This window comes from Vreelandella subterranea (assembly GCF_900111305.1).
GTDB classification, from domain to species: Bacteria; Pseudomonadota; Gammaproteobacteria; order Pseudomonadales; family Halomonadaceae; genus Vreelandella; species Vreelandella subterranea.
Window position 1 is genome coordinate 117,910 of record NZ_FOGS01000002.1, and the last position, 13,937, is coordinate 131,846.

Genomic DNA, 13,937 nt, shown 5'->3' on the forward strand with positions numbered 1-13,937 from the left:
TCGACAGCGACTGCTTACTTTACACCGCTAAACGCCCTTTCATCGACGTGTTACTCTTTTTGCACATCAAATTCACTTTCTCCATGCCAGGCCACCGCCACCCCATTGGGGTAGCGTAAATCGATATAACGGATGCGCTCGCTTAAACGGCTCAATTCCCGCTGCCAGGAAGCATTTAAACGCGCCAACCGAACTTGATGTTGACGACGCCCCAACATAACCCAGGTGCTATCATTTAACTGTAACCGCCAGGCGCCACGCGGCTCTAGGCGCAACTGCGTTAACCGTAAATCCAGCCCTGCGAAATGCGGAGTTAATTGGTGATAATAATCCAGCACTTCTTTACTGCTACCGGAGGGGCCAGCCATATCGGGCAACCCCTTGGGCGCTTCCATTGGGGCGAATGCAAAGGCCTCACCTTCTGCGTTAAGCAAAAAGTCGTCATTCCAGCGGGCCACCGGGGTTTGCTCAACCAACTCAAACACCAGCGCATTGGGCCATTCACGCGTTATGCGTACTTCATTCAACCAGCCAATGCGCAATGCCCGTTGCCTCAACGCCCCCAGATCAGCAGATAACCACTGACTGTCTTCAACGACAGGTGCCAACTGGGTCCGTAGATAATCCGCATCGACATAGTCCCAGTCGCCCCGGATGGAGACACGTTCAATGGGACGATCAAGCCACAGCCAGAGCGCCTGACCACCCGCCACCAACAGCAGACCCAACATCAAACCACCCAACCAGGCCTGGCGTCTTTTCATGAGGCGCTCTTTTGACCGGCCGTTTGCAGAATACGCATCACCAATTGATCAAAATCGATACCGGCATGGGCAGCCGACTGGGGTACAAGGCTGTGGTCGGTCATACCCGGCACGGTGTTGACTTCGAGTAACCAGAAGCGCCCCTCCCTGTCACGCATCACGTCAACGCGTCCCCACCCCTGCCCGCCCACGGCGGCAAATGCCTGTTGGCAGAGGGCCGCCAGCGCCGCCTCATCCTCTTGGGACAGGCCACACGGCAGGTGGTATTGCGTTGTATCGGTCAAGTATTTGGCTTCATAGTCGTAAAAACCACCCGGTACTTCAACGCGAATAGCGGGGAGCACTTGATCGTCTAACAGGCTCACCGTGTATTCATCGCCCTGGATGAATCGCTCCGCCATGACCCGCGCGTCGAAACGGGCGGCATCATGATAGGCGGCTTCCAGGGCCGCCTGATCGTCGACAATGCTGATGCCAAGGGTCGATCCCTCATGGACGGGTTTGACAATCAGCGGCAGACCAAGCTGCGCGACCACCCCGGGCCAGTCAGCATCCGCATGGAGCATGATGCTTTCCGGCGTTGGCAACGCCAGGGCATGCCATACCTGCTTGGTGCGCTGCTTATCCATCCCCAGTGCCGACGCCAGGACACCACTGCCCGTATAGGGAATGCCCAATAGCTCAAGCGCCCCCTGTAGGGTACCGTCTTCGCCGCCGCGACCATGCAGCGCAACAAAAACCGCTGTGGGGGCCAGTCTTTCCAGGCCGACCAAACCACCCTCGCGGGGGTCATAGCCCTGGACATTCACGCCCTGGCGTTCCAGCGCCGCGATAATCGCCGCACCGCTCTTCAAGGACACTTCACGCTCGGCAGACTGACCGCCGTAGATGACGACAACACGCTCAAGGAATAGGGGTTCAGAGTTGCGTCCGCTCACAGGTCTACCTCATTTAATGCCAACTGGGCTTGCGCCAGGCGCAGTGAGATACCGCCGACATCACCGGCGCCCTGGGTAATCAAAATATCGCCGGGGCGCAGCACGTGGCTTAACAGATTGGGCAATTCATGCTTGTGCTCGACAAACAGCGGATCAACCTCGCCTCGCTGACGAATCGAACCCGCCAGCGTGCGGCCTTCTGCCCCGGGAATCACCGCCTCGCCGGCGCTGTAAACGTCCAACAGCACAAGCGTATCCACCTGGGAAAGCACCCGGACAAAATCCTCGTATAAATCACGCGTGCGGCTGTAACGATGCGGCTGATAAAGCATCACCAGGCGCCGCTCAGGCCAACCTGCCCGAACCGCCTGGATGACCATATCCACTTCCCGGGGGTGGTGTCCATAATCATCCACCAGCATGACATCCCCCCCCGCCGGGCTGGGATAATGGCCATGCACCTGGAAGCGACGCCCCACGCCCGCAAAGTTCGCCAGGGCACGAGTGATCGCCGCATCACTGACACCGGCATCGGTGGCCACCACAATCGCCGCCATGGCGTTCAATGCATTGTGCCGTCCAGGCATGGCCAGCCGGATGGGTAGCGGGTCGGCATCACCGGGACGCAACGCGGTAAACGACACCTCGCCCCCTTGCTGCTCAAAATCGATGATTCGGTAGTCGGCATCCTCGTCGAACCCGTAGGTGACAAACTGGCGTTTCACCTGATCACAGAGCTCGCGCACATTGGCATCATCGATGCAGAGCACTGCAAGCCCGTAAAAGGGCAGATTATGAAGAAATTCGACAAACGTGCTTTTAAGGCGCGAGAAATCACCACCGTAGGTTGCCATGTGGTCAGCATCGATATTGGTGACGATGGACACCATCGGCTGCAGGTGCAGGAATGACGCGTCGGACTCATCGGCCTCGGCCACCAGATAATCACCCTCACCCAGCCTTGCATTGACACCCGCGCTGGTCAGCTTGCCGCCGATCACGAAGGTTGGGTCAAGGCCGCCCTCGCCCAGTATCGTTGCCGTCAAGCTGGTGGTTGTGGTCTTGCCATGGGTACCAGCCACCGCAATGCCATGGCGAAAGCGCATCAGCTCGGCGAGCATTTCAGCGCGGCGCACCACCGGTACGCGGTGATCGTGGGCCCAGCGAATTTCTGGATTCGTCGGATCAATGGCGCTCGATACAACCACGACATCCGCCCCAAACACGTTTGCCTCGGCGTGACCAATCGATATGCTGACACCGCACTGGCTCAAACGCTCGGTAACAGGCGAAGGTTTTAAATCACTGCCGCTGACAGCGTATCCCTGGTTGGCTAGCACCTCCGCGATGCCGCACATCCCGGCACCGCCGATGCCGACGAAATGAATGCGCCGGATGCGACGCATGCCGCGACCATTGGGGGGGGGCGTTGCTGATGCTGCCTTGGTTTCAGAATGGGTCACACAGTCTCTCCTTGCGGTATGACAGCCAGACACCCCTCGACCAAGTGCTGGGTTGCCTCCAGGTAGGCGGCCTGGCGGGCATTAGCGGCCATCGCCGCCAGGGTGTCAGGCGTTAATAAGTTTGCCAATTCATGGCTAAGGCGCTCGGCGGTCAATTCGGACTGAACGATGCAAAGCGCCGCTTTTGCCTCGACAAGCACCTGGGCATTGACGCGTTGGTGATCATCCACCGCGAATGGAAAAGGCACCAGCAAGGCTGGCTTGGCCGCGGCTGCCAGCTCTGCAACGGTCAATGCCCCGGCACGGCAAACCACCAGGTCGGCCCAGTCATAAGCCGCCGCCATATCATCAATAAAAGGTTCAACCCGAGCCTCGACGTCCTGCTCGGCATACCGAGCCGCGGTATCGGCATCCCGCGCCTTGCCGGCCTGATGCCATATGGCCGGCCGCTGTGCAGCCTCCAGGCTGGCGATGGCTTGGGGCAGTCGCTCATTGAGGGCCACAGCACCCAGTGAACCACCGACGACCAGCAGGCGCAGAGGACGGGCTGCCATGGTCGCCGAATCGCGCGGGTGATTGCCCAAGGTGGCAATATCGTCGCGGACCGGATTACCAATCACTTCCGCCCGTTGGCCAAAGGCCTGGGGAAAAGCCGCATAGGTGCGGGTCGCCAGGCGAGACAGGACCCTGTTGGTCAACCCCGCCACGGCGTTCTGCTCATGGATCACCAGTGGAATGCCCAATGTCCTAGCGGCCAGGCCACCAGGGCCACTGGCAAAGCCACCCAACCCCACCACAACCTGAGGGTTGAATTCTGCCATGACACGACGGGACTGACGCACCGCGCGGCCCAGGTTCAAGGGTGCCTTCAGCCAGCCTGCCAGGCCGTTACCGCGCAGACCTGAAATGGCAATGGTATGCAGGGTGATTCCCGCGTCGGGCACCAGCCGGTTTTCAATGCCTTTCGGACTACCCAGCCACTCAACTCCGACACCCTGAGCCATCAGGGCCCGCGCCAACGATAAAGCAGGCATCACGTGGCCCCCGGTTCCTCCTGCCATGATGAGCACTCGGCGCGCTGGCTGTGTCACAGGCAACTCCTTAAGCTTGATTATGAGAGGCGTGGTTCACGCCGCGGGCGATAGGGCGTCGAGGCACGCTTGGGCTGTTGGCGCGTTTCCACATCGGTGCGCAACAACAAACCTATCATGACGCCGGTCACCAGCAAGCTGGAACCGCCATAGCTCATCAGTGGTAGCGTCAACCCTTTGGTCGGCAGCAGCCCAGAGCTTACCGCCATGTTGATAAACGCCTGAGCCGCAATAATGAAACCAATACCATAGCTGACATAAGCGCCGAACAGATGCCCTGACAGCTCAGCTCGACGCCCCACCAACATGGCCCGGGCAATCAACAGCGTAAATAACACCACCACGGTGATGGCGCCCAACATCCCCAACTCTTCGGCGACCACTGCAAAAATGAAATCGGTATGCGCCTCGGGGAGGTAATGCAACTTCTGCACGCTGTTGCCAAGCCCGGTACCGGTGACATGACCACGACCAAAGGCAATCAGTGCCTGGGTCAACTGATACCCCGTCGCAAACTGATCGGCCCAAGGGTCCAGAAAACTGGTCCAGCGAGCCAGCCGATAGGGTTCCAGCGCCACCATCATCACCGCCCCCGTCGCCAACAGGCTGCCACTACCGATCAATAGGGTTAGCGACGCCCCCGCCATCATCAGCATGCCAATCACGCAGGCTGTAAACACCACCATGCCGCCAAAATCAGGCGCCAGAAACAATAGCCCGGCCGGCACGGTCAATACGGCCAGTGGCCGCCACATACTGAACGGCTTGCGCCTGAGGTCGTAAGTAAAGCGCGACATAAACGCCGCCATGTAGAGAATCAAGCCAATCTTGGCGAGCTCGGACACCTGCAGGCTCGGTAATGGACCGGGCAGCGCAATCCAGCGTTTGCTGCCGTTGATTTCCTGACCGATGAACAACACCAGTGTGAGAAGGAAAATATTGACAAGCAGAATCAAGCTGGCGTTTTGACGCCATACTTCCAATGGAAGACACAGCATCACCAGGCACGCGGCTATGCCAAGCAGCAAAAACACACCATGTTGCTGTGCATAGTGATAACTGTTGTCAACCAACCCGATAGAGGCAGAACTCACCATCACCCAACCCAACCCGGCCAGCGTCACTGCCACCACGACCAACCAGACATCACAGGGCGCCCCCTGAGTCGACAATTTTTGGCGCAGACCTTGTAGTCGCTTCATGAACTTGCCTCGCTGGCGAATTGTGCCTTTTGCTGTACCCAGTGACGAAAGGCATCGCCTCTTGCCTGGTAATTCACGAATTGGTCCAGACTCGCACAGGCCGGTGACAGCAGCACGCAGTCCCCGGGTTTCGCAAGTGCATACGCTTCTTGCATCGCATGCGCCAGATCCGCCACCAGACGTGTCTCGACGTGACCTGACAACGCCTCATCCAGACGTGAGGCATCCTGGCCGAACAGGATAACGCAGCGCGCGTTGGCGCTTAATGGCACCGTCAGGGGAGAAAAATCGGCCCCTTTGCCGACACCGCCTGCCAGCAATATCAACCGACCGTTCAAGTCGGCACCAATGCCCTCAATGGCCGCAAGGGTCGCTCCCACGTTGGTCCCCTTGCTGTCGTTCACCCATTTCACGCCGTCGAGTTCGGCGATCAGCTCGCTGCGGTGGGGCAGTCCTTTGAATGCCTTTAATGCCTCGCACATGGCCGCTCGATCAAACTCCAGTGCATCCCCCATGGCCAGAGCGGCCAACCCGTTAAGGTAATGATGCTGGCCTACCATCGCCAACTGATCGGCGGCAAGCCAAGACGCTTTACCCTTCATCAGGGTTAACCGCCCCTGCTCTAACGCTAACCCCAGATCACGACCGCTTGGCGGCTGACTGCCAAAGCGAGTCAGCTCGGCCACCGGCTCGTCGGGAAACGTCATCGGCTCCTCGGCATTGACGACAGCATGCTGCGCACCGCGGAAAATGGCTTGCTTGGCACGACGATAGCCTTGCATGTCGCCGTGTCGATCCAGGTGATCTTCCGATAAGTTTAAAAAGGCGGCCACCGCCGCTCCAAGGCGAGGGGTGGTTTCGAGCTGGAAACTGGAAAGTTCGAGGATGAACAGCTCAGCGTCAGGCTGTTGCTCCAATAGATCCAGTGCCGGGGTGCCGAGATTTCCGCCCACAGCGGCCTTGACCCCCGATGCCTGGGCCATCTGCCCGAGCAGGGTCGTCACGCTTGATTTGGCATTCGAGCCGGTAATCGCGGCAATGGGTGCGGACGCCGCACGCACAAACAGGGCCATTTCGCCGACCAGCCGGGGGTCGCCAGTACGAGGGTTCATCTGCGCCGCCAGCGGCGCTAACGTTGGATGATGGGGGTCGACACCCGGGCTCACCACGACCTCTTCCACCGCTTCAATATCCAGGGCCTCGAGGGGGCCGCAATGAACACTGACGTCAGGATGGGCATTGAAGAACGCAGCCATTTCGGGCGGTTCATCACGAGTATCCGCCACCATGAACGGCACGCCCTGTCGCGCCAGATGACGGCATATCGCTCGCCCCGAGAGTCCCAGCCCCACGACGAGCGTTATTCCTGGTGGAACGTGAACCATCCCGGCTCCCTCATACCGACCCATGTCGGGCCCGGCCACATTGAAAATGAAAAAACTTAACGAACTTTAAGCGTGGCCAGCCCCAGCAGCACCAGCACCACGGTAATGATCCAGAAGCGCACGATCACCCGAGGCTCTGGCCAGCCTTTCAGTTCATAGTGGTGATGCAACGGCGCCATACGAAAGATGCGCCGCCCTGTCAGCTTGTAAGAACCCACCTGCAAAATGACTGAGACGGTCTCCAGCACGAAAATACCGCCCATGATGAACAACACGATTTCCTGGCGGACAATAACAGCCACCACCCCAAGCGCAGCGCCCAGTGCAAGCGCTCCCACATCGCCCATAAAGACTTGCGCAGGGTAGGTGTTGAACCACAGGAAGCCCAGCCCGGCGCCCGCAATCGTGGCGCAGAAAACGGCCAGCTCACCGGTACCCAGGATAAACGGAATATGCAGATAGTCGGCGAAAAGCGCGTTGCCGCTGGCATAGGCAAAGACCGCAAGCCCCATCGCCACCAGCACCGTCGGCATGATGGCCAAGCCATCCAGGCCATCGGTCAGGTTGACGGCATTGGAGCTACCGACAATCACCAGATAGGTTAACAGGATATAAAAAATACCCAGAGGAATCGCGACGTCTTTCAGCGTCGGTATCAGCAAGCTGGTTTCCACTGCCGAGGCCGCTGTAAAGTAAAGAATCAGTGCCGCACTCAAGCCCACCACCGATTGCCAGAAATACTTCCAGCGGGCCGGCAGTCCCCGGGGGTTTTTCTCGACCACCTTGCGGTAATCATCTATCCAGCCAATCGCGCCAAAACCCAGTGTCACGCCCAGCACGACCCATACGTAGTGATTGGTCAGGTCCCCCCACATCAAGGTGCTGATCGCCATGGCCATCAGAATCATCGCCCCCCCCATGGTCGGCGTACCGGCCTTTGAAAGGTGTGATTGTGGACCGTCATCACGCACGGCCTGGCCAATTTGCCCTTCGACCAGTCGCCTTATCACCCAGGGCCCCAGCCACAGACACAGAAACAGCGCTGTCAGGGCGGCGAGGATCACCCGCAAGGTTAAGTAGTTGAAAACCTGGAAGGCAGATTGATACTGCGACAGAAAATTCGCCAAATGAAGTAACATGGACGGCGTTTACCTTATCTCATCCGTGCGCAGGGCGGTGACAATTTGTTCCATGCCTGCGCTGCGCGACCCTTTTACCAACAAGCTGGCATTGGGCGGCAACGTATTGTGAAGATGACGCACAAGCGTCGCGTGATCATTAAAATGCAACCCACCATCAAAGGCATCGCTGGCCGGCTTGGCGGCTTCCCCCAGGGTTAACAGCAGATCGACCCCCAACTGCGCCGCATATCGGCCGATATCCGCGTGCAAAGCGCTGGAATCACTACCCAGCTCCCCCATTGCCCCCAAGGCACACCAGCGCGGCCCCGGCAGGCTCATCAACGTCTCCAGCGCGGCTTTCACCGCGCCGGGGTTGGCGTTGTAGCTATCATCAAGCAGGCTTACACCGCGCAGCCCGGGTAGCACACCAAGCCGGTTGGGGAGTGCAGACAGGCGCGCCAGGCGCTCGATCACCTGCGCTGGCGACACCCCCAGAGAGAGCGCCGCCGCCGCTGCCGCGAGCGCATTACTCACATTATGCTTGCCCAGCAGCGGTAACTGTACCCGCCCAAGGGATCGCCCTTGATAGTTAAGCGTGAAAGCATAACGCCCTTGGGAGTCACAGGAAAGCGCTTCGGCCCAGATATCCGCCGGTGCCTTGATGCTGAAGCTGATCACATGACGCGGCGCAGCACAGGCTGCCCAGTAGGCAAAATAATGATCGTCGCGATTTAAAACCGCCACGCCATCGTCCGCCAAACCGCTCAGCACTTCCCCCTTGGCCTGGGCAATTTGCCCCATCCCGCCAAACTCGCCGACATGAGCACCGGTCACATTGGTAATCACGGCGACCTGGGGCCGAGCCAGACGTGTCGTCCAGGCAATTTCCCCCAGGTGATTGGCCCCCAACTCAACCACCGCCGCCTGATGGTCCGGCGTCAACGCCAGCAAGGTCATTGGCGCCCCAATGTCATTATTGAGGTTTCCCTGGGTGGAATGAACCGCGCCCAGCGGTGCCAGCAAGGCGGCCGTCATGTCTTTCACCGTGGTTTTGCCACTGTTGCCGGTCACCGCGACCAGCGGGCCCTGCCAGTCTTCGCGCACGGCGGCAGACATCAACCCCAATCCCAGACGGGTATCAGGACACACCACCTGTGGCAGCGGGCTATTCACAGGTGCCTCCACCAGCGCTGCCACCGCGCCCGCCTGCTGCGCCTCGGCCAATAGATCATGACCGTCAAACCGCGGCCCCTTGAGGGCGACAAACAGCCCTCCCGCCACCATCTTGCGCGTGTCGGTGACGACAGTGCTGATGGGCATGTCCGCCAAGGATGACGGCGCTTCAACGGCGAGCGCCGCCGCCACGCGACCGAGCGTCCAGTTCATCTAGAGCGCCTCCCGAGCGGCCAGCGCGGACTGCACGGCCTCACCATCATGGTAGGGGTGGCGCACCCCCTTGATTTCCTGATAGGGCTCGTGGCCCTTGCCCGCCACCAGAATGACATCGTCAGGGTTGGCGTGGCGGACCGCGTAGGCAATCGCCTCGCTTCGCTCGGCAATTTCAAGCGGCTGAGCCTTCTGACTGAAGCCTGCCAGAATATCGGCGCGTATGCTGTCGGCCGACTCCCCCCGGGGGTTATCGTCCGTCACGATCACGCCATCCGCATGCGCTTCTGCTACACGCGCCATTTCGGCGCGCTTGCCGGTATCACGTTCACCGCCACAGCCGAACACGCACCATAGTTTGCCCGCATGCCCATCAAGGGCGCGCAGTGCGTTATCGAGCGCATCCGGCGTATGAGCATAATCGATCACCACGCTGGGGGCGCCCGCCTGACGGTAGCATTCCATGCGCCCCGGCACCGGGTGAAGCGATTCTGCCGCTTTGAACAGCGAATCCAATGGTTCACCCAAGCCATATAGCGTTGCCATGGCCAGCAAGACGTTATCCAGGTTAAAGCGCCCCATCAGCGACAGCGACAGCGTTTTTTCACCATCGGGCGTAGCGATTAGTGCCTGCTGGCCTTCACTATGAGGATTCCAGCCAACCACGCGTAGCGTGACGGCCTCTTCGGTGCCTGTCGCCAGGACGCGCACATGGCTATCGCAGCCCGCCAACATCAGACGCACGAGCGGGTCATCACCGTTCATCACGGCAAGGGCAAGCTCAGTACGCCGGAATAACTTGGCCTTGGCGGCCGCATAGGCAGCCATGCTGCCATGATAATCCAGATGATCACGGCTCAAGTTGGTAAACACGGCGGTCGTGATATCAACGCTATCCAGCCGGGATTGATCAAGGGCATGGGATGACACTTCCAGCGCCACACGCTTGACACCCTGACGAGCCAGCCTACCCAGCGCGGCATGCATGGCAAGGGCGCCCGGCGTCGTAAGCCCGGTATCGCTCAGCGCGCCCAGGCGGCCTACGCCCAGGGTGCCGATGACCCCCGCCGGCGTCCCGAGTGCATCACTCAACGCGGCAATGTAGTGCGTCACCGAGCTTTTGCCATTGGTTCCCGTGACACCGATGACCTCGGGGCCTTCAGGCAGTTGAAACAGCACGCGCCCCAGCTCCCCGAGCCGTCGTGTCAGATAAGGTAGCTGCAGGACACGGCCATCGAGGGTGATATCACCATGGCTGGCATGGGCAAGCACCAGGCCCGCACCTGCCTCAAGGGCACTATCAATAAAGTCACGACCGTCTAGCTGGCCGCCTGGAATAGCCACAAAAATATCGCCAGGGGCGATCTGGCGAGAATCGCTGGTGATGTTGATATTGTCGGACAACGATGGCAACGTTTCAGGCAACCCACCGGCCGGCCACACTTTTGTGAGCGCTTGTACCACCTCATTCGGGCTAAGCGTCATGCAATCTCCTTCCCACTAGTCCACCTCTCGATCAGGAGGCACGTCCAATAACCTTAGCGCATTACCTGTCACACTTGAGAATACCGGTGCCGCCACGGCGCCTCCGTAGAACTCGCCTGCCTTGGGATGGTCGATCATGACCACCGTCACGATACGCGGATCCGAAATCGGGGCAATGCCAGCAAAGACACTGCGATAAGCATCTGTTGCATAACCACCACTCTGCCCCGACTTGCGCACTGTGCCGGTCTTGCCGCCCACGCGATAACCTTCTACCCGGGCACGGCGCCCTCCTGAGTAGGCACCCACCGAGGTTTCGAGAATATCCAGCAGATCATTGGCGACGCTGGGCGTCATGGCAGGAATTCCCTCGGGATTTGAGGACAAGCGTAATAATGATGGCGGTATACGAGTGCCGTTATTGGCAATGGCCGTGTAGGCACTGGCCAGCTGTACCGCCGAGACCGACAAGCCATAGCCATACGACAGTGCTGCACGCTCGCTGCGCGACCAACGTATCGGAGCGGGTAAGTGCCCGGTAGTTTCTCCTGGAAAACCTGTTTCGGCACTCTGACCAAAGCCTAGTCGATGGTATTTTTCCCAGATTGCATTGTCGTTAAGCTCTAAAGCGAGACGCGACATACCAATATTGGACGACTTCTCAAGGATCCCCGCTAGATCCAGCTCACCGTAATTGCGAAAATCACGTATCGTGTATTCATCGATTCGCATCCAGCCGGGAGAGGTGTCAACGACCGTATCACGATCAAATCCTTCGCTCTCCAGCACCGCCGACATCGCCAACGGCTTCATCACCGACCCTGGTTCGAAGACATCGACCAAGGCTTGATTACGCAACCCACGAGGGTCGAGTCCTGCGCGATTATTCGGGTTGTAGGAAGGTAGATTGGCCATGGCCAGCACTTCACCGCTACGGGCGTCCATCATGACCAGGACACCACCATCCGCCTCGTTTTCAACGACCGCTGACCGGAGCTCCCGGTAGGCCATGTACTGCAAACGCTGATCAATCGAGAGGGTCAAGTCGCCACCTGGCTGCGCTTCACGAATTACATCCAGCTCCCTGACCAGCCGGCCTCGACGATCCTTGATAATACGTCGCTGCCCGGGACGACCGGCCAGGTGAGGCTGGTAGGCAAGCTCGAGCCCTTCCTGTCCGACATCATCAACATTAGTCACGCCAAGCAGTTGTGCGGCGACTTCACCCGCAGGGTAATAACGCTTGTATTCCCGCTGGGGATAGACCCCGGGCGTGCGTAAATCGAGGATACGCTGGGCGGCTTCGGGCGTCATTTGGCGACGCAAGTACATGAACTCGTGTTCACTATAGCGCGCCACTCGGGCTTCAAACGACTCCAGCGACATACCCAGCGCCTGCGCCAGGACGATACGCTGAATCGCGTCGTCGGGTAGTTCCTGGGGGTTCGCCCAAAGTGTTACCACCGGCGTAGAGATCGCCAGCGGCTCGCCATTGCGGTCAGTAATCATCCCTCGGTGGGCGGGAATGACCTCATTGCGCAACGTACGCGCATCCCCCTGGCTTTGCAGAAAAGGACGGTCGATCACCTGCAGCAAGGTAATCCGCCCAATCAGGATCGCGGACACCAGGACAATAAGGAGCATGACAAAGAAAAACCGCCCCCCCGGTAGCGGGGGGGCGACAGGCGCTTGGCGTGAACTGACACCCCGGCGCTGAGTGCTCATGGCCGAATTACCTCAACGTCGTCAACATCGGGAATGCGCATTCCCAGGCGCTGTGTGGCAATTTGCTCAATACGCGCAGGGGTGGACCACGCGCCTTCTTCCAGCAGTAGCTGCCCCCACTCGGTGTTCAACTGACTCCGCTCTTGCTCTAGTTGCTGCAGCTCGGCGTACTGCCCCCGCGTCGCATGAGTGGTCGCGACGACGCCAAAAGCGGTTGCCAGGCAGGCTAAAAAAAGCAGGCTCAATGCCACCGGCCAGGGCCGCAGACGCAAAGAAAACGGCCATCCAGCCTGCAAAGAAGACCACCACCGATCAAGTTGCTCCAAGCTCATGCTGACATCCGTGATCACTATCGTTTACGTGCGGCACGCATGACCGCACTACGGGCTCGCGGGTTCTCGGCCACCTCGTCATCGCTTGGCCGTTTTCCTTTGCCCAGCGCCTCGAGACGACGGTTCAGCTGGTCATCACGAATCGGCACACCTTTGGGCAGATGCGTATCGCCCCGCACATGGTGACGGATAAACCGCTTGACCCGGCGATCCTCGAGGGAATGGAAGCTGATGACCACCAGATGGCCACCCGGCGCCAAGGCCTCGAGGGCAGCTTCCAGCGCCGCATCCAGTTGCTCCAACTCACCGTTTAAGTAGATTCGCAGACCCTGAAATGCCTTGGTAGCCGGATGACGGCCTTTTTCCCAGGCAGGATGGGCGGCTTTCAGCACGTCGGCCAAGTCCACCGTATGCGTAAAGGGGGCCTCGCCTCGTCGATTGACAACCGCTCGCGCAAGTCGTTTCCCAAAGCGTTCTTCGCCATAGGCTTTGAAGACGTGCGCGATGGTTGCTTCACTGGCGTGAGCAAGAAATTCTGCGGCGCTTTCCCCCTGGCTGGGATCCATGCGCATATCCAGCGGGCCATTGCGCATAAAGCTGAACCCCCGCTCAGGGTCATCAAGCTGTGGCGATGACACGCCAACATCGAGCAGGATCCCGGCAAGCTTGCCATGCACGCCCTGCTCACGGGCAACATCGGCCAGCCGGGCAAAGTCGCGCTGCACCATGGTGAATCGTGAATCGGCAATATCCGACGCCGCCGCCACGGCCTGTGGATCCCGGTCGAGGGCGATCAGGCGACCTGCCTCGTTCAAGCGCGACAGGATGACCCGGGAATGGCCGCCACGACCGAAGGTACCGTCAAGGTATACGCCATCAGGTTGATGCACGAGGACATCGACGGCGCCGTCCAGTAGTACACTGGTATGTTCGTATTGAGCGCTAGCCTGGTCAGGTGACGGCATGGTAAAGCTCGCAGATAGTACCGTTCAGAAACAGCACTCTCACAGACTGTACATTCACAGACAGTACACTCACAGACAGT

12 protein-coding genes are annotated in these 13,937 nt (G+C 59.5%); all 12 read right to left on the reverse strand.

What is annotated here, in order from left to right; translation table 11 throughout:
• Positions 1–50 precede the first annotated feature (50 nt).
• The 12 genes from BMX75_RS03395 to rsmH are packed head-to-tail and all read right to left on the reverse strand — an operon-like array spanning position 51 to position 13,857.
• On the reverse strand, positions 51–764 hold the full coding sequence (locus BMX75_RS03395) for a cell division protein FtsQ/DivIB (RefSeq protein ID WP_092825286.1): 714 nt from the start codon (positions 762–764) through the stop codon (positions 51–53).
• Complete coding sequence (locus tag BMX75_RS03400; RefSeq protein WP_092825288.1) at positions 761–1,702, reverse strand: D-alanine--D-alanine ligase; 942 nt, start codon at positions 1,700–1,702, stop codon at positions 761–763. The genes BMX75_RS03395 and BMX75_RS03400 overlap by 4 nt, the downstream gene beginning before the upstream one ends.
• Positions 1,699–3,108: a UDP-N-acetylmuramate--L-alanine ligase gene (gene murC / locus BMX75_RS03405; RefSeq protein WP_092825948.1), complete on the reverse strand. Its 1,410-nt coding sequence runs from the start codon at positions 3,106–3,108 to the stop codon at positions 1,699–1,701. Before murC ends, BMX75_RS03400 begins: the two co-directional genes overlap by 4 nt.
• A 53-nt stretch (positions 3,109–3,161) precedes the next feature.
• Positions 3,162–4,256 (reverse strand): undecaprenyldiphospho-muramoylpentapeptide beta-N-acetylglucosaminyltransferase, encoded by a 1,095-nt coding sequence (gene murG / locus BMX75_RS03410; protein ID WP_217639855.1) that lies wholly within the window; start codon positions 4,254–4,256, stop codon positions 3,162–3,164.
• 20 nt (positions 4,257–4,276) lie between these two features.
• Positions 4,277–5,458 carry a putative lipid II flippase FtsW gene (gene ftsW, locus BMX75_RS03415; protein WP_092825290.1) on the reverse strand — a complete coding sequence of 394 codons (1,182 nt, stop codon included), beginning with the start codon at positions 5,456–5,458 and terminating at the stop codon, positions 4,277–4,279.
• Positions 5,455–6,843: a UDP-N-acetylmuramoyl-L-alanine--D-glutamate ligase gene (murD, locus tag BMX75_RS03420; protein WP_092825292.1), complete on the reverse strand. Its 1,389-nt coding sequence runs from the start codon at positions 6,841–6,843 to the stop codon at positions 5,455–5,457. The genes ftsW and murD overlap by 4 nt, the downstream gene beginning before the upstream one ends.
• A gap of 56 nt (positions 6,844–6,899) precedes the next feature.
• Complete coding sequence (gene mraY, locus BMX75_RS03425; protein ID WP_092825294.1) at positions 6,900–7,982, reverse strand: phospho-N-acetylmuramoyl-pentapeptide-transferase; 1,083 nt, start codon at positions 7,980–7,982, stop codon at positions 6,900–6,902.
• A gap of 9 nt (positions 7,983–7,991) precedes the next feature.
• Entirely contained in the window at positions 7,992–9,350 is a 1,359-nt protein-coding gene (locus BMX75_RS03430) for a UDP-N-acetylmuramoyl-tripeptide--D-alanyl-D-alanine ligase (RefSeq protein WP_092825296.1), read from the reverse strand.
• Positions 9,351–10,835, reverse strand: coding sequence for a UDP-N-acetylmuramoyl-L-alanyl-D-glutamate--2,6-diaminopimelate ligase (locus BMX75_RS03435; RefSeq protein ID WP_092825298.1), 1,485 nt, complete (start codon positions 10,833–10,835; stop codon positions 9,351–9,353).
• A 15-nt stretch (positions 10,836–10,850) separates the two neighbouring features.
• A complete protein-coding gene (locus tag BMX75_RS03440) occupies positions 10,851–12,560 on the reverse strand; it encodes a peptidoglycan D,D-transpeptidase FtsI family protein (protein WP_092825300.1) in 1,710 nt (569 codons plus the stop codon).
• Entirely contained in the window at positions 12,557–12,892 is a 336-nt protein-coding gene (gene ftsL / locus BMX75_RS03445) for a cell division protein FtsL (protein WP_092825302.1), read from the reverse strand. The genes BMX75_RS03440 and ftsL overlap by 4 nt, the downstream gene beginning before the upstream one ends.
• Positions 12,893–12,909: 17 nt before the next feature.
• Positions 12,910–13,857 (reverse strand): 16S rRNA (cytosine(1402)-N(4))-methyltransferase RsmH, encoded by a 948-nt coding sequence (gene rsmH / locus BMX75_RS03450; RefSeq protein WP_092825304.1) that lies wholly within the window; start codon positions 13,855–13,857, stop codon positions 12,910–12,912.
• Positions 13,858–13,937 lie beyond the last annotated feature (80 nt).

What these genes read in the sequence shown, in the direction of transcription:
- mraY (WP_092825294.1), bottom strand. Translation starts at nt 7,982, where the DNA reads ATGTTACTTCATTTGGCGAATTTTCTGTCGCAGTATCAATCTGCCTTC.
- BMX75_RS03440 (WP_092825300.1), bottom strand. Translation starts at nt 12,560, where the DNA reads ATGAGCACTCAGCGCCGGGGTGTCAGTTCACGCCAAGCGCCTGTCGCC.
- ftsL (WP_092825302.1), bottom strand. Translation starts at nt 12,892, where the DNA reads ATGAGCTTGGAGCAACTTGATCGGTGGTGGTCTTCTTTGCAGGCTGGA.
- BMX75_RS03395 (WP_092825286.1), bottom strand. Translation starts at nt 764, where the DNA reads ATGAAAAGACGCCAGGCCTGGTTGGGTGGTTTGATGTTGGGTCTGCTG.
- murD (WP_092825292.1), bottom strand. Translation starts at nt 6,843, where the DNA reads ATGGTTCACGTTCCACCAGGAATAACGCTCGTCGTGGGGCTGGGACTC.
- ftsW (WP_092825290.1), bottom strand. Translation starts at nt 5,458, where the DNA reads ATGAAGCGACTACAAGGTCTGCGCCAAAAATTGTCGACTCAGGGGGCG.
- BMX75_RS03435 (WP_092825298.1), bottom strand. Translation starts at nt 10,835, where the DNA reads ATGACGCTTAGCCCGAATGAGGTGGTACAAGCGCTCACAAAAGTGTGG.
- murC (WP_092825948.1), bottom strand. Translation starts at nt 3,108, where the DNA reads ATGCGTCGCATCCGGCGCATTCATTTCGTCGGCATCGGCGGTGCCGGG.
- BMX75_RS03430 (WP_092825296.1), bottom strand. Translation starts at nt 9,350, where the DNA reads ATGAACTGGACGCTCGGTCGCGTGGCGGCGGCGCTCGCCGTTGAAGCG.
- rsmH (WP_092825304.1), bottom strand. Translation starts at nt 13,857, where the DNA reads ATGCCGTCACCTGACCAGGCTAGCGCTCAATACGAACATACCAGTGTA.